The following is a 26940-nucleotide window of genomic DNA, read 5'->3' as shown; positions in this document are numbered from 1 at the left end:
ATCCTGAAACCGTGAGCCTGTATGCCCCGAAAAACCCGCCGCTGGACGCCGGCCAATCCCTCGCGGGCCTGGCCGGGCTGGACACGCGCGCGCGCGACATCTTCCGGCGCATCGTCGAGAGCTATCTGGAGACCGGCGAGCCGGTGGGATCAAGGACCCTGTCGCTGGGCGGGGTCGCCCTGTCGCCGGCCTCGATCCGCAACACCATGCAGGACCTGGCCCTGGCCGGGCTGCTGGCGGCGCCCCACACCTCGGCGGGGCGGATCCCCACCCATGCGGGCCTGCGCCTGTTCGTGGACGGCCTGCTGGAGGTCGGCGACCTGACCGCCGAGGAACGGCGCGAGATCGACGGGCGCCTGGCAGGCCGGGGCCGCAACCTTGAATCCGCCCTGGACGAGGCGTCCAACCTGCTGTCCGGCCTGGCGGGCGGGGCGGGCGTCGTCTCCAGCCCGGTGCGCGACGCGGGCGTCAAACATGTGGAGTTCGTGGCCCTGGGCCCGGATCAGGCCCTGGCCGTCATCGTCGCCGACGACGGCACGGTGGAGAACCGAATCATGGCCCTGTCGGCCGGGGTCACGCCGTCCACCCTGCAGGAGGCCTCCAACTTCCTGAACGCCCGCCTTCGCGGCCGCCCCTTCGCCGACGCCCGGCGCGAAATGACCCAGGAGCTTCGGGCCGCCCGGCGCGAACTGGACCAGGCCGCCGCCCGCCTGGTCGAGGACGGCCTGGCCGCCTGGTCCGGCGGCCCGGACCGCGAGCGCGCCCTGATCGTGCGCGGCCGCGCCAATCTGCTGCAGGACCGCGAGGGGCTGGCGGACCTGGAGCGGGTGCGCGTCCTGTTCGACGACCTGGAGCAGAAGGAGCAGTTGATCGGCCTGCTGGACGGGGTGGACGCCGCGCAGGGGGTGCGCATCTTCATCGGGGCCGAAACGCGGTTGTTTTCACTTTCGGGTTCCGCCGTGATCGCGGCGCCCTATATGAGCGGCCGACAGCGGGTTCTGGGCGCCATCGGCGTCATCGGCCCCGCGCGACTGAACTACGCCCGTGTCATTCCGTTGGTGGACTATACCGCCCGGGTGCTGGGCCGGATGCTGGACGGGAACGAAACGTGAGCGACAAGCCCCTTAACGACGACATCAACGCCCTGGACGCCGAGGCGGCCGAAGCCAACGCCGAACATGGTCTGGATTCCCGCCCCTCGCAGGATGCCGGCGGCGACCTGGCCCCGCTGGACGCCGTGATCGCCGAACGCGACGAGTGGAAGGACCGCGCCCTTCGCGTCGCCGCCGAGATGGAGAATCTGAAGCGCCGCGCCGAGGCGCAGCAGAACGACGCCCGCGCCTTCGCCATCCAGCGGTTCGCCAAGGACCTGCTGGGCGTCGCCGACAATCTGGAACGCGCCCTGATGGCCGCGCCCAAGGAGGCCGAGGGCGCCACCGCCGGCCTGGTCACGGGCCTGGAGCTGACGCAGAAGGCGCTGCTGCAGGCGTTCGAGACCAATGGGCTGAAGCGCGTGGCCCCCGAGGCGGGCGAAACCTTCAACCCCCACCTGCACCAGGCCATGATGGAACAGCCGTCCGACACCGTGCCCGGCGGCAAGGTGATCCAGACCATGCAGTCCGGCTTCGAACTGTTCGGCCGCACCGTGCGCCCCGCCATGGTGGTGGTCGCCGCCAAGGGCTCGGGCGGACAGGCCGCCAACCCCTATGGCGCGGCCCCTGCGGCCGACGGTCAGGCCTTCGACGGCAAGGCCTGATCCACGGCCGATGGACGGCGTCGGTCAGAACCGGCGCCGCCATCCTCCGATCAGGGCGAATTCGGGCGCGGCGTCGGCGACATGGCGCGGCGCGCGGCTGGCCACGGCCTGAAGCGTGACGCTGGAGCCGTCCCTCAGATCGCGTTCGCCGCCCAGGATGACGTCGATCTGCCGACCGCTGGGAGCCGCCGAGAAACTGCGCCGGGAATAGGTCAGCGGGTCGAAATAGTCGATCGGCACGTCGGCCAGATAGGCGGAGAAGGTTCCGCTCTCGATCCGCAAGGGCTGGGCCAGGGTGAAGCTGACCCGGCCGCACAAGGCCGAACAGTCGGCCAGCAGCCCTAGCCGCCAGTTCGAACTGATCGCCGCCCGGTCCATCGACAGGAACCGCCCCTCGATGCGGGTCGACCCCAGCCCCGCCTCCCCGATCAGGCGCAGGCCCGGCGTCAGGCTCCAGTCGCCGCCCAGGGCGTAGAACCGGGTCCGGGACGGCAGGGCGAAATCCGATCCGCTCGGCAGGAAGGCCCCCAACGGCCCCAGCCGTTCGTCCAGGGCCCCGACGCTGAACGACAGGCCGCCGTCCGCGCCGCGCCAGCCGATCGACGCCCGGCTGTAGGTCGCCGCATCCTGTTCGACGTGGCGCAGCGGCATCCGCCGGTCGCCGCCGCCGCTTTCGGCCGAGACCGTCAGGGCGCCGAACCGCATCGCGCCGCGCACGGCGCGGTCGGCCTGGGCCAGGGCGGCGAAGCCGTCGCCGGCCGCGCCGTCGAACGGCGAGGCCGCCCCGCCCTTCCCCTGCCAAACCGAGAAATTCATCCGGCCCGTTTCCAGGTCCAGCATCGCCTCCTGGCGAGGCTCGTCGCCCATCCACGGCGCATCATAGAGGTCGTGACGCGGCGCTACAGGCTCGGGCGTCGGGCTGGGCTGGGCCGCGATCAGGTTCAGCCGTCCGCCGCCGGGCAGGGCCAGGGTGGTGGCCGCCGTTGTGTTCTGGTCGAACGGCGCCGCCTGATAGGAGCGGCTGGGCGCCGTGGGATAGGCCCCGCCCAGCTGGACCGCGAACATTCGGCCATAGCCGTCGAACAGCACCGTGTTCAGCGCGTTCTGCCGGCCGAAGGCGTCGCCGAAGGCCGCGCCCACGAAATTGCCCGGCTCGGTCTGGGTGATCAGTTTCGATCCATCCGCCATCGGCGTCGCGCTCGTCCCGACCGGCCGGAAGGCGCCGGCCAGGTCCAGCAGACCGCGCCCATAGACGATGTCCGCGCCTGGGTCGCCGGCGTCGCGCGCCGTATCGACCAGGATGGCCAGGGCCTGTCGCGCCGTCAGATTGGGAAAGGCCTGCATCAGAAGGGCCAGGGCGCCCGAGACGTGCGGCGCCGAGAACGACGTGCCGCTAACCACCCAGCAGGACGTGCCCTCGCAGCCGGTGACGACCTCTTCGCCTGGCGCGGAGATATAGGCGCCGGCCGTATCGCCGGCCTTGTTGGAGAAGCTGGACATGACATTGGTCGCCCCGTGCGATCCCACGGCGATGACGCCGCCCGCGAAGCGCGGATCGACGGCGTAGCGGGCGGGCCAGCCTGGATTGGCCTCTCCGTCGTTGCCGGACGAGGCGACGATCACTGCGCCCGAGTTGACGGCCCGCAGCAGGGCCGCCTCGAAGGCCGAGCCCAGCCGGCCGTCGCCGCCCAGCGACATGTTGATGATCTTGACCCCGTTGGCGACGGCGTAATCCAGCGCGCGCACCAGGTCCGAACTGCTGAAACAGACCTTGTCGTCCTTGTCCTCGCAGTCCGAGATGTCGGTGCGGATCGACAGGATGGTCGACTGATAGGCGACGCCGATCGCGCCGAAGCCGTTGAAGTTTGAGGCGATGACGCCCGAAACCCGCGTCCCGTGGCTGCTGGATTCGACATAGGGGGTGTTCCGGCCTGCGACCACGTCGGTCGAGGCGCCGGATATCCGCCCCTCGAGTTCCGTCAGGGTGTTGGCGACGCCCGAATCGACCACGGCGACGGTGACGCCCGCGCCTGTGGCCCCCGACTGCCAGGCCGACTGAACCTTGATGTTCGCCAGCCCGTAGTTGCGCAGATATTCGCTCGACGTCACGGCGGGCGGCGGTGGTGGCGGAGGCGGCGGGGGTGGGGGCGGTGGGGGCGGTGGGGGTGGGGGAGGAGGAGGCGCAGGCGGGGTGATCGCACCGCCGCCCCCGCCGCCGCCTCCCCCGCCGCCGCACGCGGCCAAAGGCAGGAACACCAGCCCAAGACCCAGGACGACCGCCGCACGACGCCGCAATCCGATCATCGCCAATCCCTCCCGCGCGCGACCGCCCTCCGCAGCCCGCCGTTCAGTAACGCCCTAATTCTTTAACGCCTTATCGAAGGTCGCCAGCAGTTTGGACCAGCCGTCCTTGGCGTCCGCCTCGACGTAGCTCGCGCGATAGTCGGCGTGGAAACCGTGCGGCGCGTCGGGATAGACGACGATCCGACTGTCGGTCTGGCCGGCCCGCGCCAGGGCCTGGCGCATCCGCTCCACGCTGGCCAGGGGAATGCCCTGATCCTGGCCGCCATACAGGCCCAGCACCGGCGCCTTCAGATCGTCGGCCAGGTCGACCGGCCAGGGCTGGCCCGCCGAAACCTGAACCGGGGTCGCGTCCGCGCCGGGCGCCAGCCGGCCGTACCAGGCCACGCCCGCCCCGATGACGGCGAAACGGGCCGCCGCCTGCCAAACCACCTTGCCGCCCCAGCAGAAGCCGGTGATGCCGACCTTGCCGTCCCGGGCCCAGGATTGCTGGCTGGCCCATTCCATCGTCGCCGACAGGTCGCCCATCACCTGCTCGTAGCCGGCCGCGCCCACGATCTCCATGATCCGCTTCATGTCCGACAGGGGCGCAGGGTCCTCCACCCGGTTGAAGAAGGCGGGCGCGATGGCGGCGTAGCCCTGTTTGGCCAGCCGGCGGCAGACGTCGCGGATATAGTCGTGCACGCCGAAGATTTCGGACACCACGATCACGACGGGGAACGGTCCCGCCTCGTCGGGTCGCGCCACATAGGCCGGCAGGTCGAACCCGTCCGACGCGGCGTAGGTCACGGTTTCGGTCGTCAGGCCCGCCGTATCGGTGGTGATCGGCTTGGCCTCCCTGGCCAGGGCGGCGACGGCGTAGCCGGAGAACAGCAGCCCGCCCAGGGCGCCCAGGGTGCGTCGGCTCAGCTTCACATCGTCGGCGGCCTGGCCTTCGGGACGGATCGGCACGGTCATGGGCGACGCTCCAATGCAAGGAAAGGCGTCAGAGCATCACGACCGGCGCGCGCCGTCCAGTCCTGTCGAGGCGCGATGCAAACGTCTCGGCAGTCTCGACAATTTGTCGAGGCTGCGCCCGAAATCCCGACGCCGGATGTCGAGGATCAGTGCCGGAAGACGCGAACCCCGGTGAAGGCCATGGCGATCCCCTTCTCGTCGGCGGCGGCGATCACCTCGGCGTCGCGCATCGAGCCGCCGGGCTGGATCACCGCCGTCGCGCCCGCCGCGACCGCTTCCAACAGGCCGTCGGCGAAGGGGAAGAAGGCTTCCGACGCGCAGGCCGAGCCTTCCGCCAGCGAATGGGCCAAGCCCTTGGCCTCGCCGGCCTCCTTGGCGCGGATGGCGGCGATGCGGGCCGAGTCGCGGCGGTTCATCTGGCCGGCGCCGATGCCCGCCGTCTGGCCGTCCTTGGCGTAGACGACGGCGTTGGACTTGACGTGTTTGGCCACGGTGAAGGCGAACAGCATGTCCTGGATTTCGGTCGGCGTCGGCTGGCGGCGCGTGACGATCTTCAGGTCCGACGGCTTGATCAGCGAGCGGTCGCGCGACTGGACCAGGAAGCCGCCGGCGACAGAGCGAAACACCTCGCCCGGGCCGTGCGGGTCGGGCAGGCCGTCGGCGATCAGCAGACGCAGGTTCTTCTTGGCGGCGAAGACTCCCCTGGCCTCGTCGTCCGCGCCTGGCGCGATCACGACCTCGGTGAAAATGCCGGTGATGGCGCGGGCGTCGTCGCCGTTCAGCGGGCGGTTGACCGCGATCACCCCCCCGAAGGCCGAGACGGCGTCGCATTCCAGGGCGCGGGCGTAGGCTTCCGACAGGTCCTTGCCGACCGCTACGCCGCACGGGTTGGCGTGCTTGACGATGACCACGGCCGGCTGTTCGAACTCGGCGACCAGCTCATAGGCCGCGTCGGCGTCGGCGATGTTGTTGTAGCCCAGCTCCTTGCCCTGGACCTGGGTCGCATAGGCCACGCCCGGACGCTTCTCGCCGGTGCGGTAGAAGGCGCCCGTCTGGTGCGGGTTTTCGCCATAGCGCAGCGTCTGGGCCAGGGTTCCGGCGATGGACTTGCGGGCAGGCGCCGCGTCCTCGATCTGTCGGGCGAACCAGCCCGAGACGGCGGCGTCGTAGGCGGCCGTGCGGGCGAAGGCGCGGGCCGCCAGCCGCTTGCGCAGCGCCAGATCGGTCGATCCGTTCGCCTTCAAGGCCTCCAGGATCAGGGCGATGCTCTCGCCGTCCACCGCCACCGCCACATGCCCATGGTTCTTGGAGCCGGACCGGATCATGGCCGGGCCGCCGATGTCTATGTTCTCTATCGCGGCCTCGAAACCGCCGCCGGCTTCAACCGTCTTTTCAAATGGATAGAGGTCGATCCAGACGAGGTCGACCGCGCCGATGCCGTGTTCGGCCATAGCCTGGGCGTGCGCCGGGGCGTTGCGCACGCCCAGCAGGCCGCCGTGCACGACGGGATGCAGGGTCTTGACCCGGCCGTCCATCATCTCCGGGAAGCCCGTCAGCTCGGCCACGTCCTTGACCGGCAGGCCCAGCTTCTCGATGGCCGCGCGCGTGCCGCCGGTCGAGACCAGTTCGACGCCCAGATCGTGCAGGGCGCGGGCCGCGTCCTCCAGCCCCGCCTTGTCGGACAGGGAAATCAGGGCGCGCTGCGGTTTCACCTGATCGGGCGCGGGCGGAAAGTCGGGAGCGGCGGGCATGGCGGCGTCCGTGAATGCTGGGGAGGATGGCGCGCCGTCTAGACCCAAACCGCCGCCGCGTCACCCCGTATGCGGACGCCTCACAACAGGTCGAACCATCGCAGGGCGTTGAGCGCAAGGCCCAGCGCGATCAGGGGGCCGAAGACCCGAAAGGTGTGCCGCGTGCAGCGCTCGGGAAAGAAGGTGTCATAGGCGCCGTCCGGCGTGGCGCCATAGCGCACGGCCACGGCGGTCAGGGGGCACTTCAATCCAGAGGCGATGAAAACCGCCGCTTCGACGGCGACCAGGGTCAGGGCGATCCAAAGCCACCGTCCCGTCCGCCCCGAAATCCCGGCGTAGAGCACCAGAAGAGAAGCCGCCGACATGACCAGATAGATGGCCGTATGCACGCCGCGAACGATCCGCAGACGATCCCCGTCGGTCACGCCGGATCGCCGCTCGCGCCCGCAGGGCTCAGCTTCCAGCGGATCTTGGTTTCGCTGTCGGTGCGGGCCGAGCCGCGCACCACGATCTGCAGGCTGCGGCGGGTCAGGCCCGCGTCGATATGGACGCTGGGTTCGATGGCCACGTCCGGCCCGTCGGTCCTGAACCACCAGCCCCGGCCCGAGGCCCCGCGCAGCAGGATGGAGCGCCGGTCCCGCGCCAGCGACGCCTGAACTCCCGGCTCCAGATGGAAACGGATGGCGTAGGGAGCGGCGATCTGGCGCACCATCTCCTTTCGGCCCGGCGTCGGAAACAGCTTCTCCTCGGCGCGCAGTTCGTCCAGCCGCTGGTCCAGATACAGCCTGCGCTGATGGTTGAGGCCGAAGAGCTCGGTCCAGCCGTCGTGCTCCATCTCCAGCCAGACCGCGCCGTCGCCGTCGCGCCGATCGGCCGTGACATGGATCGGCGGTCCGACCAGGCGCGGCCCCAGCAGTTCGCCCTTCCACCCGCCCAGCGGCTCGTTCAGCGACCGTTCGCCCAGCGTCAGCGTCGAATGGGCGGGCGTCAGGCGCAGGGCCTGGCGGTCCGTCGCGGCCGGGGTCCAGCCCGATCCCGTGACCAGACGATCCTTGCCGCAGGCGATCTCCAGCGCCAGGGGCTGGGCGCAGGCCGTGGCGCCCCATGGCCCGGACGCCGGCGCCGCCGTATCGGCGACGACGGTCAGAAGCGGGCTGGCGATGCGGGTCAGGCCCGCCGCCTTGCCCGCGGCGGCGGGGTCGTCCGTCGCCTCGTCATGGGCGCGGGCGGCGGCGACCCGTTCGACGCTGGACGCGCCGCCGCCCTGGAAACCGGCCAGACGACCGTCGGGCAGGGTCAGCAGACGCAGTCCCTTGGTCAATCGGGCGATGGCGGCCGAAACGGCGTCGGGCGTCGGCTCGGAAAGTTGCGACAGGGCGTCGTCCAGCGTCAGCAGGTCCAGCAACAGCTCCAGCCCCGCCTCCGGGCTGCGCGAGGCGTGGCCGCCGTCGTCCCGAACCGTGATCTCCAGCGCGCCGGACAGGCGCGACAGGGCGCGGCGACGCAGGCTCTGCCCGGCCGGTCCGGCCAGGACGCAGCCGCCGACGGCCGCCGCCGTCAGACGCTCGGCCCGGCTGGCCAGACCGCCGGGGGGCCGCAGCAGCTGGCGGGTCTGGCGCGCCAGGCTGTCGGCCAGGGCCAGGCGTTCGGTCTCGGTGGCGACCGCCCCCATCCGCCGCGCCGCACAGGCCAGGTTGACGACGCGCCGCGCCAGGATTTCCGGCCCCCAGGCGAAGGGCGACCAGCGGGCGAAGGCGTCGCCCCAGGCCAGGGCCAGACGCAGGGCCTCGCGCGCGCCGCGATCGCCTTGCATCATCAGGGCGGGCAGCCAGGCGAAGGCGTGCAGTTCGACCGCGAAGGGCCTGGACGGACTGGGCCGGTTCCACGGATCGCCCGACGGCTCCACCTCCATCGCCGCGCCGGCCAGCAGGAACCGCCCGGCCAGGACGTTGCGGCCCGGCGCAGGATCGTGCGGACGGAAATCGCGCGGCGTGGCGGCGAAGGCGCTGACCTTGCGCCCCTTCAGCGTCAGGCCGTAGCCGGGCAGGCCGTAAAGCTCGATCCACAGTTGGCGCGTCGCCAGCCGTCCGGCGATGGCGGGCCACAGGCCGGGACCGGCCGCCGCGTCGCCGGCCCGAACGGGCGTCCTGACCGGGGCGCCGGGCAGGCCGGGAATCTGGCCCGAAGCCACGTCGAGGCCCGCGTCCTGGCCGCGCGGAGCGAAGGGACCGAGCGGGCTCATGCGCGTTCCGGCGCGGCCTTCAGGGCGGCGATATTGGCCGCATAGTCGCCCTTGAACACGAAGGAGCCGGCGACCAGGGCGTCGGCTCCGGCGTCGACGCAGGCCGCCGCATTGGCCGCGGTGACGCCCCCGTCCACCTGCAGATGCGCTGAGGATCCCGCCCGGTCCAGCATGCCGCGGGCGCCTGCGATCTTGCGCAGCGAACTGTCGATGAACCTCTGGCCGCCGAAGCCTGGATTGACCGACATGATCAGCACCAGATCGACCAGGTCGACCACCTCTTCCAGGATCGACAGCGGCGTCGCCGGATTGAACACCACCCCGGCCTTGGCGCCCAGTTGGCGGATGCGCCCCAGGGTGCGGTGCAGGTGCGGGCCGCTTTCCGGGTGGACCGTCAGGATGTCGGCGCCGGCGTCGCGGAACGCCTCGAGCCACGGATCGACCGGCGCGACCATCAGGTGCACGTCGAACGGCAGGCGGGTGTGCGGGCGGATCGCCTTCACGATGTCCGGCCCCAGTGTAAGGTTGGGCACGAAATGCCCGTCCATGACGTCCACATGGACCCAGTCGGCGCCCGCCGCCTCCAGCGCACGGACTTCTTCGCCCAGCCGCGAAAAGTCGCTGGCGAGGATCGACGGACAGATCAGAGGGGTGACGGCCATGGCCCTCGGGATAAGGCGGGTTGCAGTCGGGAGCAAGCCGCTCCCGCTCAGGAAACCCGTTCCAGCCGGGCGGCGAAGAAGCCGTCGAGACCGCCTTTTTCGGCCCACATGGAGGGCAGGATGCGGAGCCAGCCTTCGGGGGTCAGCGCCTGGGCCGGGGCCCCGACGGCGGCGGGGTCGGCGGGTGTGGTGCGGAAGCCGGGGTTGCGGCGCAGGAAGGCCACGATCTGGGTCTCGCCCTCCTCGCGCTCCAGCGAACAGGTGCAATAGACAAGCCGTCCGCCCGGCTTGACCCGTTCCGCAGCGGCGTCCAGCAGGCGGTGCTGGACATCGGCCAGTTTGGCGACATCGGCCGGGCGGGTGGCGCGCAGGACCTCGGGGTTGCGGCGGAAGGTGCCGGTGGCGGTGCAGGGCGCGTCCAAAAGGACGGCGTCGAAGGTGCGAACGTCCGCCCAGTCCTCGGCGGGCGCGGCGACGACCTCGGCGCCCAGGCCGGTGCGCTCCAGGTTCTGGCTCAGGCGTTTCAGGCGCGGGGCCGACCGGTCGAGCGCGACGACCGCAGCGCCGGCGGCCGCCAGTTGCAGGGTCTTGCCGCCGGGCGCGGCGCACATGTCCAGCGCGGTCTCGCCCGCCTTCACGTCCAGCAGGCGGGCAGGAACGGCGGCGGCGGCGTCCTGGACCCACCAGTCGCCGTCCTCGAAACCGGGCCAGGTCGCCACGTCGCCGCGCCGGCCGGTGCGGACGGTTCCCCCCGGCAGCGCTTCTCCGTCCACGGCGGCGGCGACGGCGGCGGGATCGACGCCGGGCTTCAGGCTGAGGTCCGTCGCCGGCTCCTCGCGCGCGGCCAGGGCCAGGCCGACCAGGGCCGCCTCGCCATAGGCCGCCCGCCACCGGGCGGCGATCCAATCGGGCAGATTGCTCTCGGCGGTCGTCAGGCCGGGACCGTCCCTGCCCACGCCGCGCAGCACGGCGTTGACCAGGTTCTTGTAGGGCCGGGTCTTGGGATCGCGCTCGGCCAGTTTCACCGCCGTCGACACGGCGGCGAAGGCGGGGGTCTCCAGCACGAGGGTCTGGGCCAGGGCGATGCGCATCAGGGTGCGCACGGCCTCGGGCGGGGCCTTCTGCAGGCGGCGATCCAGAATCTGATCGATCTCGCCCAGCCGGCGCAGGGCGGCCATGGCGACGGCGCGGGCGAAGGCGCGGTCCACCGGCGCCAGGGCGCGGGCGGCCGGCTGGGACAGGGCCTCGTCCAGGCCGTTGCGCTTCTCCAGCGCCGCGTTCAACAGGACGCCGGCGACCACGCGCGCCTCAACGCCGATGTCGTCCTGAGACGAAGCGGCGGCCTCCGCCGAAGCCGGGCGCGGCCTGGCCTTGGTCGCCATCCGGCGCCCGCGCGCCTCGGAGCTTTGGCCCGGCCGGGCGCCCGGCCTCATACGGCCACCTGCGCGCCCAGTTCGACCACGCGGCCGGGCGGGATGTGGAAGAAGTCGGTCGGATTGGCGGCGTTGCGCATCAGGAAGATGAACAGCCGATCCTGCCACAACGGCATGCCCTGGCGCGCCGAGGGGATCAGCGAGCGCCGGCCCAGGAAGAAGCTGGTCGACATGATGTCGAACTTCAGCCCCTGCTTGCGGCACAGGCCGAGCGCGCGGGGCACGTTCGGCGTCTCCATGAAGCCGTATGTCACCGTGACCTTCTTGAAGTCGTCGTTGATCGGCTCCATCCGCACGCGGTCGGCCTCCCTGACGCGCGGCCGCTCCGAGGTGCGCACCGTCAGGATGACGTTCTTCTCGTGCAGCACCTTGTTGTGCTTGAGATTGTGCATCAGGGCGACGGGGGCGACATCGGGGTCCGAGGTCAGGAAGATGGCCATGCCGGGCGCGCGGTGCGGCGGCCGCGCCTGCAGCATCTCGATCAGGTCGGTCAGCGGCAGGCTGTCCTTCCGGGTCTTGGCCGTCAGGATCTGGGTGCCGCGCACCCAGGTCCACATCACCACGACCAGCAGGGCGCCCAGCACCAGCGGCATCCAGGCGCCGTCGGGGATTTTCAGCAGGTTGGAGGTCAGGAAGACGCTGTCGATGAAGGCGAACGGGATAAGGGTCCCGGCGACGGCCCACATCGGCCACTTCCAGCCCTTGCGGATGACCGAATAGGCCATCAGCGTATTGACCAGCATGGTGCCCGTCACCGCCACGCCATAGGCGGCGGTCAGATTGTGCGAGCTCTGGAACACCACCAGCAGCACCAGAACCCCGGTCATCAGGAAGGTGTTCACCGCCGGCACGAAGATCTGGCCGGCCTGGGTCTCGGAGGTGTTGCGGATGTCGATCCGCGGCAGCAGGCCCAGTTGCACCGCCTGCTGCGTCACGGAAAAGGCGCCGGTGATCACGGCCTGGGAGGCGATGACGGTCGCGGCGGTGGCCAGGATCAGCATCGGCCAATAGGCGGCCTGGGGCACCATGTTCCAGAACGGATTCTCGGCCGCGGCGGGATTGTCCAGGATCAGGGCGCCCTGGCCCAGATAGTTCAGCGTCAGGCAGGGCAGGACGAAGGCCAGCCACCCCATTCGGATCGGCGCCTTTCCGAAATGACCCATGTCGGCGTAGAGGGCCTCGGCGCCCGTGACGGCCAGGAAGACGCTGCCCAGGATGACGAAGCCCAGGAAGCCGTCGTGCAGCAGCAGGCTGACCCCGTAATAGGGCGACAGGGCGCGCAGGATGGTGACGTCGTCGAAGATATGGACCAGGCCCAGCGCCCCCAGGCTGAGGAACCAGACCGCCGTGATCGGCCCGAAATATTTGGCCAGCTTGGCCGTGCCGCGCGACTGGACCAGGAACAGGGCGATCAGGATGCCGGCCGAGATCGGCACGATGAAGGGGTCCAGCCTGCCCGACACGCCGGGCGCGTCCTGCAGCCCCTCGACCGCCGACAGCACCGAAATGGCGGGCGTGATGATGCCGTCGCCATAGAAGAGCGCCGCGCCGCAGACGCCCAGGATGAAGATCCAGGCGCTGCGCCGCCCCACGGCGAACTGCGCCAGGGCCATCAGCGACAGGGTGCCGCCCTCGCCCTTGTTGTCCGCGCGCATCAGGAAGAAGACGTATTTGAACGTCACCACCACCATCAGCGCCCAGAAGGCCAGCGACACCACGCCGACGATGGCCAGGTCGCCGCCCACGCCGCGCTGGGCATGACCGATCGCCTCGCGCAGGGCGTAAAGCGGGCTGGTGCCGATATCGCCGAACACCACGCCGATGGCGCCCAGGGTCAGCGCCCAAAGGCCGCCGTGCTTGGCGATCCCGCCCTGAACAGGGCCGCCCGGAACGTGGGATTCCGGGCCCGTAGCGTGGGTGGACGTGTCCGGCGTGTGCGACGCAGGCGAGGGAGCGCTCGCGTCGTGGGGAGTATCCCCGGCCATGCGTATCCTCCGGGGCGCCGACGCCAGTCGGTCCCTTCAAAGCGGCGAGCCTTTAGGCTCATTCCGCACGGTCTTCAATCGCGCCCGGCAGGATTCGGTTTCGCCGCGCCGCCGCCGATTTGTGATTCGGCGCGCGAACGCCTATTTTCACCCCAGGAACAGAACCATGTCAGACAGCCAGCGCTTCCCCGTCGCCGCCCACGCCCTGGCCTATATGGCCCACAAGGGCGCCTATGGGCCTGCGCAGGCGGCGCCCAGCGGCGTCCTGGCCTCGTCCATTCCGACCAACCCCGTCGTCGTGCGGCGCGTGACCGCCCTTCTGGCCAAGGCCGGGCTGATCGCGACCCGGCCGGGCGCCACCGGCGGTTCGTGGCTGCTGCGTCAGCCTGAGGACATCCGCCTGGACGAGGTGCTGAAGGCGGTCAACGGCTGCGCCCACATCGGCTCGCCCCCCGCCGGGGCCAAGGGCTGTCCGATCAGCGAACACATTCCCCGCCAGGTGGCCAAGGCCCTGACCGCCGCCGACGAGGCCGCGACCGAGGCCCTGTCCAAAATCACCATCGCCGACCTGCTGGCCGAGAACCCGCCGTCCCTGGCCGCCTTCACCGTCCATCCGTCCTGCCCCGTCGCGGCCTGAGACCGAAGTGCGCCGCACAGTCCTGATCACCGGCGCTTCGGCCGGGATCGGCGCGGCCCTGGCCCGGACCTACGCCGGCCGCGGCTGGAACCTGATACTGACAGCGCGGCGAGACGCGCCCCTGAACGCCTTGGCCGAGGCGGCGGCGGCCGCCCACGGCGCGGCGACCGTCGTCATTCCCGAGGACCTGGCCGATCCGGCGGCGCCCGAGCGCCTGGTGGCCGACATCGCCGCGCGCGGCCTGGTCGTCGACGGCCTGGTCAACAATGCGGGCTTCAGCCGCGTCGCCGGCTTTCTCGACACGGACCTGTCCGCCCATCGCGCCATGATCCAGGTCATGCTGACCGCGCCGGTCGAGCTGTCGCGCCTGTTGCTGCCCGGCATGGTGGAGCGCCGCTTCGGCCGGGTGCTGAACGTCGCCTCCCTGGCCGGCCAGATGCCCGCGACCGGCGGCGACACCCTGTATGGGCCGATCAAGAGCTTTTTGATCAAGGCGTCTCAGGGCCTGCATCTGGAGACGCAGGGGACCGGCGTCCACGTCACGGTGCTGAACCCCGGCTACACCCTGACGGAGTTCCACGACGTCAACGGCTCGCGCGAACAGGTCTCCAGCGCCTATCCGGCCTGGATGTGGATGGACGCCGCGCGCGTGGCCCGCATCGGCTACGACGCCTGCGAGGCCAACCGCCCCAGCGTCACCCCCGGCGTCATGAACAACGTCATGGCCGGACTGGCGCGCTTCCTGCCCGACGGCCTGGCGCTCCGCATGGTGGCGAACCACGCGAAGCGGCTGGAGCGGCTGTAGGGCGTGGGCCGGACATCCGGCCGGCCTCCACCCCACACCCGTCATCCTAGGCCTTGTGCCTAGGATCCAGAATCCCGGTGTTGGGACAGGATGCGATGTCTTTGATGCGGCGCGTATGGATCCTAGGCACAAGGCCTAGGATGACGAATTTCTGGTAGATGGGGCTGAACCCAGGCAGCGGCCTCAAATATGAATCGCGTGCCCCAGCGCCCGCAGCGACGCCTCGTGGAAGGCCTCGCCCAGGGTCGGGTGGACGTGGATCGTCCCGGCCACGTCTTCCAGCACCGCCCCCATCTCCAGCATCTGGGCGAAGCTGTTGGACAGTTCCGACACATGCTGGCCCACCGCCTGGACCCCCAGGATGCGATGATCGGATTTGGACGCGATCACCCGCACGAAGCCGCCGTCCTCGCCCGCCTCGATGGCCAGGGCGCGACCGATGGCGGCGAAGGGGAAGAGGGCCTGGATCACGTCGTCGCGGCCCTCGACATCCTGCGGACCGACGCCTGCGGAGACGATCTCCGGCTCGGTGAAACAGACCGCGGCGATCGTCACGGGATCGAAGATGCGGTCGTGGCCGGCGATGATCTCGGCGACCACCTCGCCCTGGGCCGAACCCTTGTGCGCCAGCATCGGTTCGCCGGTCAGGTCGCCGACCGCCCAGACGTTCTTCATGCTGGTGGCGCAGCGCTGGTCGATCTTCACGAACGGGCCTGACATCGCCACGCCCATGTTCTCCAGCCCCCAGCCCCGGGTGCGGGGACGGCGACCCACCGTGACCAGCACCTTGTCCGCGTTCAGTTGCAGGGGTTCGCCGTCCTTGGTGGTGACGTTCAGCTTTCCGTCGCCGAAACCGCCCGCCCGGGCGCCGAGGTGCAGTTCGACCCCGTGCTTCTCCAGCCATTTGGCGACCGGATCGGTCAGGGCCTTGTCGTAGAGCGGCAGGATGCGCTCGGCCATCTCGACGATGGCCACTTGGGCGCCCAGCTTGCGATAGGCGATGCCCAGCTCCAGCCCGATATAGCCGCCGCCGACCACCACCAGCTTCTTCGGCACCTCCGACAGGCTCAGCGCCTCGGTGGAGGAGATGACGTCGCCGCCGAACGGCAGGAAGGGCAGTTCGACCGGCTCGGACCCCGTGGCCAGGATGACGTGTTCGGCGGTGATCTTCACGTCGCCGTCGTCGGTCTTGACGATGCAGGTCTTGGCGTCCTCGAAGTTCGCCCAGCCCTTGATCACCTTGACCTTGGCCTTCTTCAGCAGGGCCGCGACCCCGGCGTTCAGCTTCTTGACGATCCCGTCCTTCCATTCGACCGTCTGCTTCAGGTCGATGGCGGGCGCCGCCGCCGTGATGCCCAGCGTGCCGCCGCCCTGCTCTCGATCTTTGGCCGCCTTGGCCACCGTCTCGAACTTGCCCGCCGCATGGATGATGGCCTTGGACGGAATGCAGCCGACGTTCAGGCAGGTGCCGCCCAGCCCGTCGCCGCCGTCCACCAGAACGGTGTCCAAGCCCAGCTGGCCGCAGCGAATGCCGGCCACATAGCCGCCGGTGCCCGCGCCGATGATCAGGACTTTGGTTTTGAGCTGCTGCATCGTTCGTTCCGTCTCATCCAATCGACCCTCTCCCGGCGGGAGAGGGCTTGAGCGCACGACGCCCCCGGCGTCGTTTTTGCGCGAAAGGGTGAGGGTCGGCCGGTGCGGACTGGCCCACCGGCTGAACCCTCATCCGGCCCTGCGCGCCACCTTCTCCCAACGGGAGAAGGGCGTCGCCTAGCCCATCCACAGCGTCGCGGGATGCTCCAGCAGCCCCTTGATGCGCTGGACGAAGACCGCCGCGTCGTGGCCGTCGACGATGCGGTGATCGAAGCTGGAGGACAGGTTCATCATCTTGCGCACGACCATCTGGCCATCCTTGACCACGACCCGTTCGGCGATCTTGTTGGGGCCGACGATAGCGACCTCGGGGTGGTTGATGATCGGGGTGTGGACCACCCCGCCCAGCGTGCCCAGCGAGGTGATGGTGATGGTCGAGCCGGACAGCTCCTCGCGCTTGGCGGTTCCGTCCTTGGCCGCGCCGGAGACGCGGGCGATCTCCAGCGCCGTATCATAGGGGTCGCGCGCCTCGGCGTGGCGGACCACCGGCACCATCAGGCCGTTCGGCGTCTGGGCGGCGATGCCCAGGTGCACGGCGGCGTGCTGGGTCAGGACGCCCGCCTCGTCATCGTAGGTGGCGTTGATCTGCGGCTGGTCGCGCAGGGCCACCACGATGGCGCGGGCGATGAAGGGCAGGACGTTCAGCTTGGGCTGGTCCTTGGACTTCGTCGCGTTCAGGTGGGCGCGCAGCGCCTCCACCGCCGTCATGTCGATTTCCTCGACATAGGTGATGTGCGGAATGCGGCGCACGCTCTCGGCCATCTTCTCCGCGATCTTGCGGCGCAGGCCGATGATCTTGACCTCGGTCGTCCCTTCGGCCGGGGCGTACAGCGAACCGCCGCCCGACGGCGCCGAAGCCGGAACCTGGCCGCCGCGCGCGATGAAGCCGTCCAGGTCCTCGTGCGTGATCCGGCCGGCCGGGCCGGAACCGGGCACGAAGGTCAGGTCCACGCCCAGGTCGCGGGCGCGGTTGCGCACGGCCGGAGAGGCGGACGGCCGCTCGCCCGGCGCACGTCCGGTCAGGGCCGGAACGGGCTTGGCCGGGACCGTAGCCGAAGTCTTCGAAATCGTCGTCGGAGTCGTCGAAGTCGCAGCGGAATCCGTCGTCGAATTCTCCGCCGGATTCGGGGCCGGTTTCGGGGCCGCGACCGGCGCCGCGACATTGCCCCGCCCCTCGACATCGAAGGTCGCCAGCGGCCCGCCGACCGGCACGGCCTTGCCCGCCTCGCCGTACAGGGCGACGACGGTTCCGGCGACTGGCGAGGTGATCTCGACCGTGGCCTTGTCGGTCATGACGTCGGCCAGGATCTGATCTTCCTCCACCGCGTCCCCGACCTTGACGTGCCAGCCGACCAGCTCGGCCTCGGCGGTGCCTTCGCCCACGTCGGGCAGTTTGAAGACGTAGTTGCCGGCCGGCGTCGACGGCGCGTCGGAGCGCCCCTCCACCGCTTCGCGGTCCCCCTCCCCACGGGCGTGGGGAGGAGACGATGCGGCGACTGTCTCCTCCCCGCGCGAAGCGGGGGGAGGTGGCTCGGAGCGCAGCGGAGAGACGGAGGGGCTCTCTTCGGCATTGCCCGTCCCCTCGACCTCGAACTCCACCAGCGGACCGCGCACCGGCACCATGGCGCCGGGTTCGCCGTGCAGGGCCGTGACCGTGCCCGACACCGGGGCGGTGATCTCGACCGTGGCCTTGTCGGTCATGACGTCGGCGACGATCTGGTCCTCGGCGACAACATCGCCGACCTTGACGTGCCAGCCGACCAGTTCAGCCTCGGCGGTGCCTTCGCCCACGTCGGGCAGTTTGAAGACGAAACGACCCATCTTATCGACCCATCCCTGTTGCTTGGCCGGTCACGACGCTCTTCAAGGCGTCTGCGACCCGTTGCGGTCCGGGGAAATATTCCCATTCGAAAGCATGGGGATAGGGCGTGTCCCAGCCGGTGACGCGCGCGATCGGCGCCTCCAGCGAATAGAAGCAACGCTCCTGCACCAAGGCCGACAGTTCGCCGCCGAAGCCCGAGGTCTTGGGCGCCTCGTGAACGATGACGCAGCGGCCCGTTTTCTTGACGCTGGCCTCGATGGTCTCGATGTCCAGCGGGACCAGGGTGCGCAGGTCGATGACCTCGGCGTCCACGCCCGCGTGCTCGGCGCCGGCCAGCGCGACCCAGACCATGGTGCCATAGGCCAGGATGGTGACGTCGGCGCCCTCGCGCATCACGCGCGCCTTGCCGATGGGCTCGACGTATTTGCCGGTCGGGACCTGGGCCAGGTCTTGCGCCTTCCACGGGCTGACCGGCTTCTCGTGCCAGCCGTCGAAGGGGCCGTTGTAGAGACGTTTCGGCTCGAAGAAGACGACCGGATCGTCGTCCTCGATCGCGGCGGTCAGCAGGCCCTTGGCGTCGTAGGGATTGGACGGGATGACGACCTTCAGGCCCGCGATATGGGTGAACAGGCTCTCAGGGCTCTGGCTGTGGGTCTGGCCGCCGAAGATGCCGCCGCCATAGGGGCTGCGGATCGTGATGGGCGAGGTGAACTGGCCGCCCGAGCGGTAGCGCATCTTGGCCGCTTCCGAGACGATCTGGTCGTAGGCCGGATAGATGTAGTCGGCGAACTGAATCTCCACGACGGGCCGCAGACCATAGGCGCCCATGCCGATGGCGGCGGCGACGATGCCGCACTCGCTGATCGGGGCGTCGAAGCTGCGGGTCAGGCCATGCTTTTGCTGCAGCTTGTCGGTGACGCGGAAGACCCCGCCGAAATAACCCGCATCCTCGCCGAACGACAGGACATCGGGGTCCTCGGCCATCTTGACGTCGATGGCCGAGTTCAGGGCCTGGATCATGTTCATCGGCTGAACGCCGGACCCGATCGCCTCGGAGGCCGGAGCGGCGTTTTGGTCGACCATGTCCGGCTCGACGCCGTCGGTGCGGTCGGCCTCGGTGAAGGTGGATTGCTCAGCCATGATCAGACCCCCACCTCGCGACGCTGTTCGACCAGGCGCCAGTCCTCGGTCGCATAGACCTCTTCGAACATCGTCTTCACGCTGGGGCGCGACTGGCCCAGGGTGCCGACGGCCTCGGCTTCCTTGCCGGCGGCCCGGACCTGTTCGACCGCCGCCTTCAGCGCGGCCGCATGGCGTTCGTCGTCCCATTCGCCGATGACGGTCAGGTGCTGGCGCAGCCGCTCCAGCGGATCGCCCAGCGGCCATTTTTCGTGCTCGTCGCCGGGGCGATAGCGGCTGGGGTCGTCGGAGGTCGAGTGCGGGGCGCCGCGATAGGTGAACAGTTCGATCACCGTCGCCCCCTGGTTCGACCGCGCGCGCTCCTCGGCCCACTGGGTCGCGGCCCAGACCGCCAGGAAGTCGTTGCCGTCGACCCGCAGCGCCGGCAGGCCGTAGCCGATGGCCTTGGAGGCGAAGGTCGTCTCCAGCCCGCCCGCAATGCCCTGGAAGGACGAAATGGCCCACTGATTGTTGACGACGTTCAGGATAACGGGCGCGCGATAGACGCTGGCGAAGGTCAGGGCGTTGTGGAAGTCGCCTTCGGCCGTGGCGCCGTCGCCGATCCAGCTGATGGCGATCTTGTCGTCGCCCTTGTAGGCGCTCGCCATGGCCCAGCCGACCGCCTGGGGCACTTGCGTGCCTAGATTGCCCGAGATGGTGAAGAAGCCGTAGTCCTTGGCCGAATACATGATCGGCAGCTGGCGGCCTTTGATCGGGTCCGCCGCATTCGAATAGATCTGGTTCATCATCTCGACCAGCGGATAGCCGCGCGCGATCAGAAGCCCCTGCTGGCGATAGGTCGGAAAGCCCATGTCCTCGCGGCTGAGCAACATCCCTTGCGCCACCGCGATGGCCTCTTCGCCGGTGCACTTCATATAGAAGCTGGTCTTGCCCTGGCGGTGGGCGCGGTGCATCCGGTCGTCGAAGGCGCGGGTCAGGATCATGGCGTTCAGCCCGCGCCGCAGCGTCTCGGGATCCAGGCGCGGGTTCCAGGGGCCGACGGCCTGGCCCGCGTCGTCCAGGACGCGAATCAGGCGAAAGGCCAGATCGCGCATGGCGTAGGGGGTCGATCCGACCTCGGGCCGATCCACCGCGCCGGCCGGGTCCATCTGCAGATGGCTGAAGTCGGGCGCGTCGCCGGGCCGACCGGACGGTTCGGGCACGCGCAGCGACAAGGGCCGGCTGTTCTTCTTGCTCATTTTGTCGTTCATGCGGGCGTCCATGTCCGTTGGGGTCCGTCCGTGTTTCCTCTAGACGTTTGATAACACGGCCCCTAAGCAGGCGCTCGCTCAAATTGACCTTGCAAAATCCCGATTTCGGGTATTTTATTTCGCGATAATCATAATCGGAGAAACGCCTTGGCGGACGAACTCGATCCCATCGACGCCCGTATCCTGGATATCCTGCAACAAGACGCCGGGCTGTCGGTCGCCGAGGTGGCGGATCGCGTCGGGCTTTCGGCCTCGCCCTGCTGGCGGCGGATCAAGCGGCTGGAGGATTCCGGCCTGATCACCAAGCGCGTCACCCTGCTGAACGCCAAGCTGCTGGGCCTGGACTTCGAAGTCTACGCCATCGTCAAGCTGATGCTGCCGTCGTCCGAAAACCTGAACGTCTTCGAGGCCGCCGTGGCCAAATGGCCCGAGGTGGTGCAGTGCGCCACCATCACCGGCCGCGAGGACTATGTGCTGCGCATCATCACCGCCGACATGCACGCCTTCGACCTGTTCCTGCGCGAAAAGCTTCTGGCGCTGGGAATCGTCTCGGACTGCGAAAGCCACATCGTGACGCGCGGCGTGAAGAATGTGACCGCCCTGCCTCTTGGCATCGTCACGCCTCACGTCGGATAACGGCGCCCAGGCGGACGTTCGCCCTGGGAGCCGACACATGATCGAACTGGTGATCGAGGCGCGCCGCAAGGATCTGGGCGGGTTCGAGGTCGGGCGCGTCCTGCCCTTCCATTCGCGCCGGATGGTGGGGCCCTTCATCTTCCTGGACCAGATGGGACCGGCCGAGTTCGCGCCGGGCGCGACCGCCATCGACGTGCGCCCGCATCCGCATATCGGCCTGTCGACCCTGACCTATCTGTTCGAGGGTCGGATCATGCACCACGACAACCTGGGCTACGACCAGGCCATCCGGCCGGGCGAGGTCAACTGGATGACGGCCGGCAAGGGCATCGTCCACTCCGAACGCACCGACCCCCTGACCAAGAGCCGGGGCGGGCCGATGCACGGGATGCAGGCCTGGGTCGCCCTGCCGAGCGAGGCCGAGGAGATCGACCCGTCCTTCGTTCACCTGGGCGAGGACGCCCAGCCGACCTATGAGAACGGCGGCCTGTTCGCGCGGCTGGTCGCGGGCCAAGCCTATGGCGCCAAGGCCGAGGCGCCGGTGTCCTCGCCGCTTTTCTACATCCATTGGGAGCTTCAGCCCGGCGTGCGCACCGCGCCGCCGGCCGCCAGGGGATCGGGGGGCGTGAACGAGCGCGCCCTCTATGTCGCGAAGGGGTCGATCGAGGTGGGAGACCGCGCCTTCCACGAGGGGCAGATGGTGGTGCTGTCGCCGGACGCCGAACCGACCGTCAAGGCCCTGACCCAGGCCACCGTCATGGTGCTGGGCGGAGAACCGGTGGGCGAGCGGCTGATCTGGTGGAACTTCGTCGCCTCCAGCCAGGCGCGGATCGACCAGGCCAAGGCCGACTGGAAGGCCGGCCGGATGAAGCTGCCCGACGCCGACGATCTGGAGTTCATCCCCCTGCCCGAAGAACCGGCCGCCGCCCAGCCCGCCCCCGCGCCGGTGGAGCCCAAGCCGACCGATCCGGTCTGACACGACGAGGGCTTGTCTCCGCGATTTGCTCCAGAGGACGCAACCCGCTAACGCCTGCGCCATGAACTTCGACTTCGACGCCCAAGTCACCGCCGCCCTGTTCGACAACACCGGCGCCGTTTTCGCCCTCGGCGACGGCTCGGTCCGATTCGAGGACCGGACGCGGGTGGAGGCGCACGACGGGGCCGTGCTGTGCGCCTGCGTCCACCCCTCGGGCGAGGGCTTGATCACGGGCGGCGACGACGGAAAGGTGGTCTGGACCCGCCGCGACGAAGATCCGGTGGTGCTGGCCACGGCGAAAAACCAATGGATCGACGCCATCGACGCCTCGCCGGCCTCGGGCCTGATCGCCTTCTCCTTCGGCCGCACCCTGTCGGTGATCGACCCGGCCGACATGGGCTTTCGCCGCGACTTCGCCCATGAGCGGACCGTCTCGGGCGTCGCCTTCGATCCCAAAGGGCGGCGCATCGCGGCCTCCACCTATGGCGGGGCGGCGCTGTGGTACGCGCGGATCGAAAAGCAGCAGCCGGTCAAGCTGAGTTGGGCCGGCTCGCACACGGCCGTCGCCTTTTCGCCCGACGGCGCCTTCGTCGTCACCACCATGCAGGACAATCAGTTGCATGGCTGGCGCATCAAGGACGCCAAGAACCTGCGGATGGGCGGTTATCCGGCCAAGGTCCGGTCGATGGCCTTCCTGGCCGATGGCCAGCTGATGGCGACCTCGGGCGCGCAAGGGGCGGTGCTGTGGCCCTTCGTCGGCGCGAACGGACCGATGGGGCGCGAGGCGACCGAGATCGGCTATGACGATACGACCCTGGTCAATCTGGTCTCGGCCCGCGCCGACAACGGCCTGCTGGCCGCCGGACTGATGGACGGTCGGGTCTGGGTCGCCCATCCGGCCGCGCAGGGGCTGAACTTCGTCAAGGCCGAGAAGGGGCCGGCCATCGTCGCCCTGTCGCTGAGCCCCGCCGTCGACAAGGTCGCCTGGGCCGACGAGGACGGTCGCGCCGGGGTCATCCTCCTCTGATGCCGGCTGCGGGGCGCAAGCGCGGACGCCGCCGCGTCGTGACGATCGTGCTGGCCGTCCTGGTCCTGTTCCCCATCGCCGGCGTCCTGGTCGTCGCCGTCGTTCCGCCCCCGCCCACCATTCTGATGCTGCGCCAAGCCCTGAGGGGCGAGGGGCTGGACTATCGGTGGCGCGGGCTGAACCGCATTTCGTCCAATCTGGTCGACGCCGCCATCGCCGCCGAGGACGCCCGGTTCTGCAGCCACCACGGCTTCGACATGGACGCGATCCAGAAGGCGCTGGACCACAACGCCGAGGGCGGGCGCATCCGCGGCGGATCGACCATCAGCCAGCAGACCGCAAAGAACGTCTTCCTGTGGCCCGGCCGCGACTGGGTCCGAAAGGGGCTGGAGGCCGGCTATACCGTCCTGATCGAAACGGTCTGGTCCAAGCGGCGGATCATGGAGGTCTATCTGAACGTGGTGGAATGGGCGCCCGGCGTCTATGGCGCCCAGGCCGCCGCCCGCCACTGGTTCGGCAAGGACGCCGAAGACCTGACCCCGCGCGAGGCTGCGCGCCTGGCCGCCATCCTGCCTGCGCCGCGCCGCTATCAGGCCGCCGCGCCCGGCCCCTATGTGCGGCGACGGGCGGCCCGCATCCAGGCGGCGATGGGGACGGTGCGGGGCCAGGGCCTGGACGCCTGCGTCGTGGGCCGCAGGGGCTGAACCCGCGCCCTTGAACGGCTCGGGGGATCAGACGGGGTTAACCCTTCCCCTTGAGCCTTCCCTTAACCGCCGCGCGTCATACTGTCGGCCAATCGGGCGTAATCGGGCGGTCGGGGCCCATGGGGATGAACTTGGCCAACGCTTCCACACTGGTCGGCAGAACCGTTCGGGGCTTGCGGGCGCTTGCGGCGCGTCTCGCGTCGGATCGCGGCGGCAATGTCGTGATGATCTTCGCCCTGGTCATGCCGGCCCTGATCATGATCACCCTGGGCGGGATCGACCTGAACCGGATCACCACGGTCAAGGCCCGGGTTCAGGACGCCCTGGACGCCGCCGCCCTGGCCGCCGCCCGGTCCTCCTATACCGACGCCGACGACCTGAGGACGGTGGCCATGGTGGCGCTGCGGGCCAATCTGCGCGGCGCCTCGGTCGAGCCGTTCAGCGATGCGGACCTGAAAATCGAACTGACCGCCAATCAGGTGGTGGTCGCCGATCTGAAGGTTCAGGTGAAGACGCTGGTCGCCAACATCGTCCTGCCGCCCTACGGCAAGCTCATGGACGACACCCTGCCGGTCAATGTCCACTCCGAAGTCAACCGCTCCTCCAAGGACATCGAGGTCGCCCTGGTGCTGGATATCACGGGGTCCATGGCCGGCTCGCGCCTGACCAGCCTGAAGGACGCGGCTCGTCAGCTCGCCACCATCGTCGTGCAGGACCGACAATCCCCCTACTATTCGCGCATGGCGGTCATTCCCTACTCCACGGGGGTCAATCTAGGCGATATGGCCAGCGACGCCCGTGGCCCCGCCATCCAGTCCACGGCCATCACCAAAGCAGACTGGTCGACCGGCGCGGCTCGGTCGATCACCGCCATCTCCAGGGCGAACAAGGGCTACGTCACCTCTTCCAAACACGGGTTCAAGGACGGCGACTTCATCTGGATCGATGGCGTGAAAGGCATGACGCAGATCAACGCCAAGCCTTATCGCGTCGCCGACGCTTCGACCGACGCCTTCTCATTGCAGTCCTGGAACGGCTCCTACTGGGCGGACGTCAGCACATCGAGCTACAAGACCTATTCTTCGTCGGGAACGGCGTATGGCTGCAAGCTGTCGGACTGCACGATCGTCGTCACGTCGCCCAATCACGGACTTTCGGCGACGGACCCGGCGACAGGCGCTCAATCGGGCGTGCGCATCACCGACGTGATCGGGATGTCGAAGATCAACGCCACGAGGGACACCGACTATTGGCTGATATCCAATGTCACCCGGGACACTTTCTCGATCGGCCTGGTCGGGCCCACCGCCGGAACCTATGCGTCGGGCGGCAAGGTCTGGTGCGGCGACGACAGGTGCCAATGGCGCATCTATCGCAACGTGTCGGGGGCGATGAAGGTCTATCCGATCAGCGACTGCGTGAGCGAACGGGCGGGTCCGCACCAAAACGACGACACTCGTCCATCCGTCGCCTATGTCGGGCGATTCTATCCAAACCAGGCCGGCTCGAACAAATGCACCGCTTCGCCGCTGCTGCCGCTGACCGACGACAGAGCGGAGATCAACAAGCTCATCGGCCCGGTCAATGCGCCCAGCCAAGGCTTCCAGGCCGCCGGCTACACCGCCGCACAGATCGGACTGGCGTGGGGCTGGTATTCGGTTTCCCCAGAATTCAACGCGTTGTGGAGCGCCTACCCGGCCGCAGCCTACGATCCAAACAAGACCCTGAAGGCCGTGATCCTGATGACGGATGGCGAGTTCAACGCGCCCTATTGTTCCGGCGTGCTTGGTCGGGACGCCTCGTTCGGCGGTTCGGATCGCGCGGACTGCGCCGCGACCAACGGCGAACCCTACGGTCAGGCCAGGGCGCTCTGCACAGCCATAAAGGGCAAGAACATCATCCTCTACACCGTCGGCTTTCAGGTCTCCGCCAACAGCTCCGCCGGCAGATTCCTGAAGGATTGCGCCACGACCCCCGCGAACTTCTTTCTTCCCGCCAGCGGGGCCGACCTAACGGAATCGTTCAAGGCCATCGGCCGCGACATCACCCGGCTGAGGATTTCGCGCTGATCGGTCAGAGCAGGCGAATTTCGCGCAGGCGTTCCGTCAGATAGTCCTCGGCCAAAATGGTCTTGCCGGCGTATCGGTCGGGATTGTCCGGCGTGATGGCGCTGGGCAGGGTCTCGATCGGGAAGTCCGGGTTGAAGTGCAGGAAGAAGGGCGTCGAATAGCGGGCGAAGCCCCGCCGTTCCGGCGCCGGATTGACCACGCGATGCGTCGTCGACGGAAGGACATGGTTGGTCAGCCGCTGCAGCATGTCGCCGATATTGACGACCAAGGTGCCCGGCGGCGGGGCGATGTCCAGCCAGCCGCCGTCCTTCTCCTGAAGCTGAAGGCCCGCCTCCTCGGCGCCCAGCAGCAGGGTGATGACGTTGATGTCCTCGTGGGCGCCGGCGCGCACGCCGGGCGCATCGGCCGGCACCGGTGGGTAGTGCAGCATCCGCAGCACGCTGTTGCCCATCTCGACCTTGTCGGCGAAAAAGTCGTCGCCCAGCTTCAGATAGCGGGCGATGGCGCGCAGAATCCTGGCGCCCAGGGCGTCCATATCCTCGAACATGCCGTAAAGGTGCTCGCGGAAACCCTCGATCTCAGTCGGCCAGACGTTGTCGCGCATATAGCGACGATAGGGGTGGCCTTCGGGCAACTCGCGCCCGACGTGCCAGAACTCCTTCAGATCCACGGTCTTGGAGTCCTTGGCCGCCTCGACCCCGAACGGGGTCAGGCCCCGCGCCCCGCCCGTGCCGGGCTGATGATATTTGCGCTTCACATCCTCGGGCAGGGCGAAGAAGGCCTTGGCGTCGTCGAGCGCGGCCGCGATGCGCGCCTCGTCCAGACCATGGTCGGCCACCACGGCGAAGCCGAAGCGCGAGAAGGAGGCGCCCAGGGCGTCGCTGAACGCCTGGAAGTCGGCGTCGTACAGTTTCATCGAGACCGGCGTGATGGCGCGGTTCTGCGGGCGGTTGTCTTCGGTCGCGCTCACGGCGTCGTCCTTGGTCTGGGGATGGGCGGCGTCCCCCATACGCCTAATCCGCATGGTTGTCAGTTCGCCGAAGACGCCGACGTATCGCCCGTTCATCCGGCATACAGGTTGGAACCTTCACAGTAAGGATACGTTTTCGCGCCAGATCGCAAAATACGAAAAGG

General features: G+C 69.2%; 22 protein-coding genes. 9 read left to right on the top strand and 13 right to left on the bottom strand.

Going from position 1 to position 26940, the window contains the following annotated elements; all coding sequences use genetic code 11:
* The first annotated feature begins 41 nt into the window (after window positions 1-41).
* Window positions 42-1112, top strand: coding sequence for a heat-inducible transcriptional repressor HrcA (gene hrcA, locus AC0L6G_RS12510; protein ID WP_473253251.1), 1071 nt, complete (start codon window positions 42-44; stop codon window positions 1110-1112).
* Entirely contained in the window at window positions 1109-1756 is a 648-nt protein-coding gene (gene grpE, locus AC0L6G_RS12505) for a nucleotide exchange factor GrpE (RefSeq protein ID WP_473252378.1), read from the top strand. Before hrcA ends, grpE begins: the two co-directional genes overlap by 4 nt.
* Before the next feature lie 24 nt (window positions 1757-1780).
* Here grpE and AC0L6G_RS12500 read toward each other — a convergent pair whose 3' ends face one another.
* The 8 genes from AC0L6G_RS12500 to AC0L6G_RS12465 all read right to left on the bottom strand — a co-directional run bounded on the left by AC0L6G_RS12500 (window position 1781) and on the right by AC0L6G_RS12465 (window position 13087).
* A complete protein-coding gene (locus AC0L6G_RS12500; RefSeq protein WP_473252377.1) occupies window positions 1781-3865 on the bottom strand; it encodes a S8 family peptidase in 2085 nt (694 codons plus the stop codon).
* A 249-nt stretch (window positions 3866-4114) separates the two neighbouring features.
* Complete coding sequence (locus AC0L6G_RS12495; protein ID WP_473252376.1) at window positions 4115-5014, bottom strand: dienelactone hydrolase family protein; 900 nt, start codon at window positions 5012-5014, stop codon at window positions 4115-4117.
* 146 nt (window positions 5015-5160) lie between these two features.
* Complete coding sequence (gene purH, locus AC0L6G_RS12490) at window positions 5161-6765, bottom strand: bifunctional phosphoribosylaminoimidazolecarboxamide formyltransferase/IMP cyclohydrolase (protein WP_473252375.1); 1605 nt, start codon at window positions 6763-6765, stop codon at window positions 5161-5163.
* An 80-nt stretch (window positions 6766-6845) separates the two neighbouring features.
* Complete coding sequence (locus tag AC0L6G_RS12485; RefSeq protein ID WP_293828067.1) at window positions 6846-7190, bottom strand: hypothetical protein; 345 nt, start codon at window positions 7188-7190, stop codon at window positions 6846-6848.
* Window positions 7187-9007: a heparinase II/III family protein gene (locus AC0L6G_RS12480; RefSeq protein WP_473252374.1), complete on the bottom strand. Its 1821-nt coding sequence runs from the start codon at window positions 9005-9007 to the stop codon at window positions 7187-7189. Before AC0L6G_RS12480 ends, AC0L6G_RS12485 begins: the two co-directional genes overlap by 4 nt.
* On the bottom strand, window positions 9004-9669 hold the full coding sequence (gene rpe, locus AC0L6G_RS12475) for a ribulose-phosphate 3-epimerase (protein ID WP_291537527.1): 666 nt from the start codon (window positions 9667-9669) through the stop codon (window positions 9004-9006). Before rpe ends, AC0L6G_RS12480 begins: the two co-directional genes overlap by 4 nt.
* A 47-nt stretch (window positions 9670-9716) precedes the next feature.
* On the bottom strand, window positions 9717-11102 hold the full coding sequence (locus AC0L6G_RS12470) for an RsmB/NOP family class I SAM-dependent RNA methyltransferase (RefSeq protein WP_473252373.1): 1386 nt from the start codon (window positions 11100-11102) through the stop codon (window positions 9717-9719).
* On the bottom strand, window positions 11099-13087 hold the full coding sequence (locus AC0L6G_RS12465; RefSeq protein WP_291537524.1) for a potassium transporter Kup: 1989 nt from the start codon (window positions 13085-13087) through the stop codon (window positions 11099-11101). The genes AC0L6G_RS12470 and AC0L6G_RS12465 overlap by 4 nt, the downstream gene beginning before the upstream one ends.
* Window positions 13088-13253: 166 nt before the next feature.
* On the opposite strand from AC0L6G_RS12465, the gene AC0L6G_RS12460 reads away from it, so the two are divergent.
* On the top strand, window positions 13254-13724 hold the full coding sequence (locus AC0L6G_RS12460) for an Rrf2 family transcriptional regulator (protein ID WP_473252372.1): 471 nt from the start codon (window positions 13254-13256) through the stop codon (window positions 13722-13724).
* Window positions 13725-13731: 7 nt separating this feature from the next.
* The gene (locus AC0L6G_RS12455; RefSeq protein ID WP_473252371.1) at window positions 13732-14529 is read left to right on the top strand and encodes an SDR family NAD(P)-dependent oxidoreductase; all 798 of its coding nucleotides are present in this window, start codon (window positions 13732-13734) and stop codon (window positions 14527-14529) included.
* 183 nt (window positions 14530-14712) lie between these two features.
* On the opposite strand, the gene lpdA is transcribed toward AC0L6G_RS12455, so the two are convergent.
* From lpdA to AC0L6G_RS12435, 4 genes are all read right to left on the bottom strand, one after another.
* Complete coding sequence (gene lpdA / locus AC0L6G_RS12450) at window positions 14713-16122, bottom strand: dihydrolipoyl dehydrogenase (protein ID WP_473252370.1); 1410 nt, start codon at window positions 16120-16122, stop codon at window positions 14713-14715.
* 177 nt (window positions 16123-16299) lie between these two features.
* Window positions 16300-18003 carry a 2-oxo acid dehydrogenase subunit E2 gene (locus tag AC0L6G_RS12445; protein WP_473252369.1) on the bottom strand — a complete coding sequence of 568 codons (1704 nt, stop codon included), beginning with the start codon at window positions 18001-18003 and terminating at the stop codon, window positions 16300-16302.
* Window position 18004: 1 nt separating this feature from the next.
* The gene (locus tag AC0L6G_RS12440) at window positions 18005-19144 is read right to left on the bottom strand and encodes an alpha-ketoacid dehydrogenase subunit beta (RefSeq protein WP_473252368.1); all 1140 of its coding nucleotides are present in this window, start codon (window positions 19142-19144) and stop codon (window positions 18005-18007) included.
* Window positions 19145-19146: 2 nt separating this feature from the next.
* Complete coding sequence (locus AC0L6G_RS12435; RefSeq protein WP_473252367.1) at window positions 19147-20394, bottom strand: thiamine pyrophosphate-dependent enzyme; 1248 nt, start codon at window positions 20392-20394, stop codon at window positions 19147-19149.
* A gap of 147 nt (window positions 20395-20541) precedes the next feature.
* Here AC0L6G_RS12435 and AC0L6G_RS12430 point away from each other — a divergent pair, with 147 nt between their 5' ends.
* The 5 genes from AC0L6G_RS12430 to AC0L6G_RS12410 all read left to right on the top strand — a co-directional run bounded on the left by AC0L6G_RS12430 (window position 20542) and on the right by AC0L6G_RS12410 (window position 25806).
* On the top strand, window positions 20542-21030 hold the full coding sequence (locus tag AC0L6G_RS12430; RefSeq protein ID WP_291537515.1) for an Lrp/AsnC family transcriptional regulator: 489 nt from the start codon (window positions 20542-20544) through the stop codon (window positions 21028-21030).
* A 37-nt stretch (window positions 21031-21067) separates the two neighbouring features.
* On the top strand, window positions 21068-22006 hold the full coding sequence (locus tag AC0L6G_RS12425) for a pirin family protein (RefSeq protein ID WP_473252366.1): 939 nt from the start codon (window positions 21068-21070) through the stop codon (window positions 22004-22006).
* A 61-nt stretch (window positions 22007-22067) separates the two neighbouring features.
* On the top strand, window positions 22068-23033 hold the full coding sequence (locus tag AC0L6G_RS12420) for a WD40 repeat domain-containing protein (protein ID WP_473252365.1): 966 nt from the start codon (window positions 22068-22070) through the stop codon (window positions 23031-23033).
* Complete coding sequence (mtgA, locus tag AC0L6G_RS12415; RefSeq protein WP_473252364.1) at window positions 23033-23737, top strand: monofunctional biosynthetic peptidoglycan transglycosylase; 705 nt, start codon at window positions 23033-23035, stop codon at window positions 23735-23737. Before AC0L6G_RS12420 ends, mtgA begins: the two co-directional genes overlap by 1 nt.
* Before the next feature lie 131 nt (window positions 23738-23868).
* Complete coding sequence (locus tag AC0L6G_RS12410) at window positions 23869-25806, top strand: ubiquitin-activating E1 FCCH domain-containing protein (RefSeq protein ID WP_473252363.1); 1938 nt, start codon at window positions 23869-23871, stop codon at window positions 25804-25806.
* Window positions 25807-25810: 4 nt separating this feature from the next.
* On the opposite strand, the gene AC0L6G_RS12405 is transcribed toward AC0L6G_RS12410, so the two are convergent.
* The gene (locus AC0L6G_RS12405) at window positions 25811-26722 is read right to left on the bottom strand and encodes an isopenicillin N synthase family dioxygenase (RefSeq protein WP_473253250.1); all 912 of its coding nucleotides are present in this window, start codon (window positions 26720-26722) and stop codon (window positions 25811-25813) included.
* Window positions 26723-26940: the final 218 nt, after the last annotated feature.

This window comes from Brevundimonas sp. D3-1P (assembly GCF_055809335.1).
Note: the sequence above shows the minus strand (reverse complement) of the source record. Positions and strands in the feature narration are given on the sequence as shown.

Coding starts and splice junctions, on each gene's coding strand:
- purH (WP_473252375.1), bottom strand. CDS start 6,765: ATGCCCGCCGCTCCCGACTTTCCGCCCGCGCCCGATCAGGTGAAACCG.
- AC0L6G_RS12420 (WP_473252365.1), top strand. CDS start 22,068: ATGAACTTCGACTTCGACGCCCAAGTCACCGCCGCCCTGTTCGACAAC.
- AC0L6G_RS12405 (WP_473253250.1), bottom strand. CDS start 26,722: ATGAAACTGTACGACGCCGACTTCCAGGCGTTCAGCGACGCCCTGGGC.
- AC0L6G_RS12495 (WP_473252376.1), bottom strand. CDS start 5,014: ATGACCGTGCCGATCCGTCCCGAAGGCCAGGCCGCCGACGATGTGAAG.
- AC0L6G_RS12460 (WP_473252372.1), top strand. CDS start 13,254: ATGTCAGACAGCCAGCGCTTCCCCGTCGCCGCCCACGCCCTGGCCTAT.
- AC0L6G_RS12480 (WP_473252374.1), bottom strand. CDS start 9,007: ATGAGCCCGCTCGGTCCCTTCGCTCCGCGCGGCCAGGACGCGGGCCTC.
- mtgA (WP_473252364.1), top strand. CDS start 23,033: ATGCCGGCTGCGGGGCGCAAGCGCGGACGCCGCCGCGTCGTGACGATC.
- AC0L6G_RS12425 (WP_473252366.1), top strand. CDS start 21,068: ATGATCGAACTGGTGATCGAGGCGCGCCGCAAGGATCTGGGCGGGTTC.
- lpdA (WP_473252370.1), bottom strand. CDS start 16,122: ATGCAGCAGCTCAAAACCAAAGTCCTGATCATCGGCGCGGGCACCGGC.
- AC0L6G_RS12435 (WP_473252367.1), bottom strand. CDS start 20,394: ATGAACGACAAAATGAGCAAGAAGAACAGCCGGCCCTTGTCGCTGCGC.
- AC0L6G_RS12445 (WP_473252369.1), bottom strand. CDS start 18,003: ATGGGTCGTTTCGTCTTCAAACTGCCCGACGTGGGCGAAGGCACCGCC.
- AC0L6G_RS12465 (WP_291537524.1), bottom strand. CDS start 13,087: ATGGCCGGGGATACTCCCCACGACGCGAGCGCTCCCTCGCCTGCGTCG.
- AC0L6G_RS12470 (WP_473252373.1), bottom strand. CDS start 11,102: ATGAGGCCGGGCGCCCGGCCGGGCCAAAGCTCCGAGGCGCGCGGGCGC.
- rpe (WP_291537527.1), bottom strand. CDS start 9,669: ATGGCCGTCACCCCTCTGATCTGTCCGTCGATCCTCGCCAGCGACTTT.
- AC0L6G_RS12440 (WP_473252368.1), bottom strand. CDS start 19,144: ATGGCTGAGCAATCCACCTTCACCGAGGCCGACCGCACCGACGGCGTC.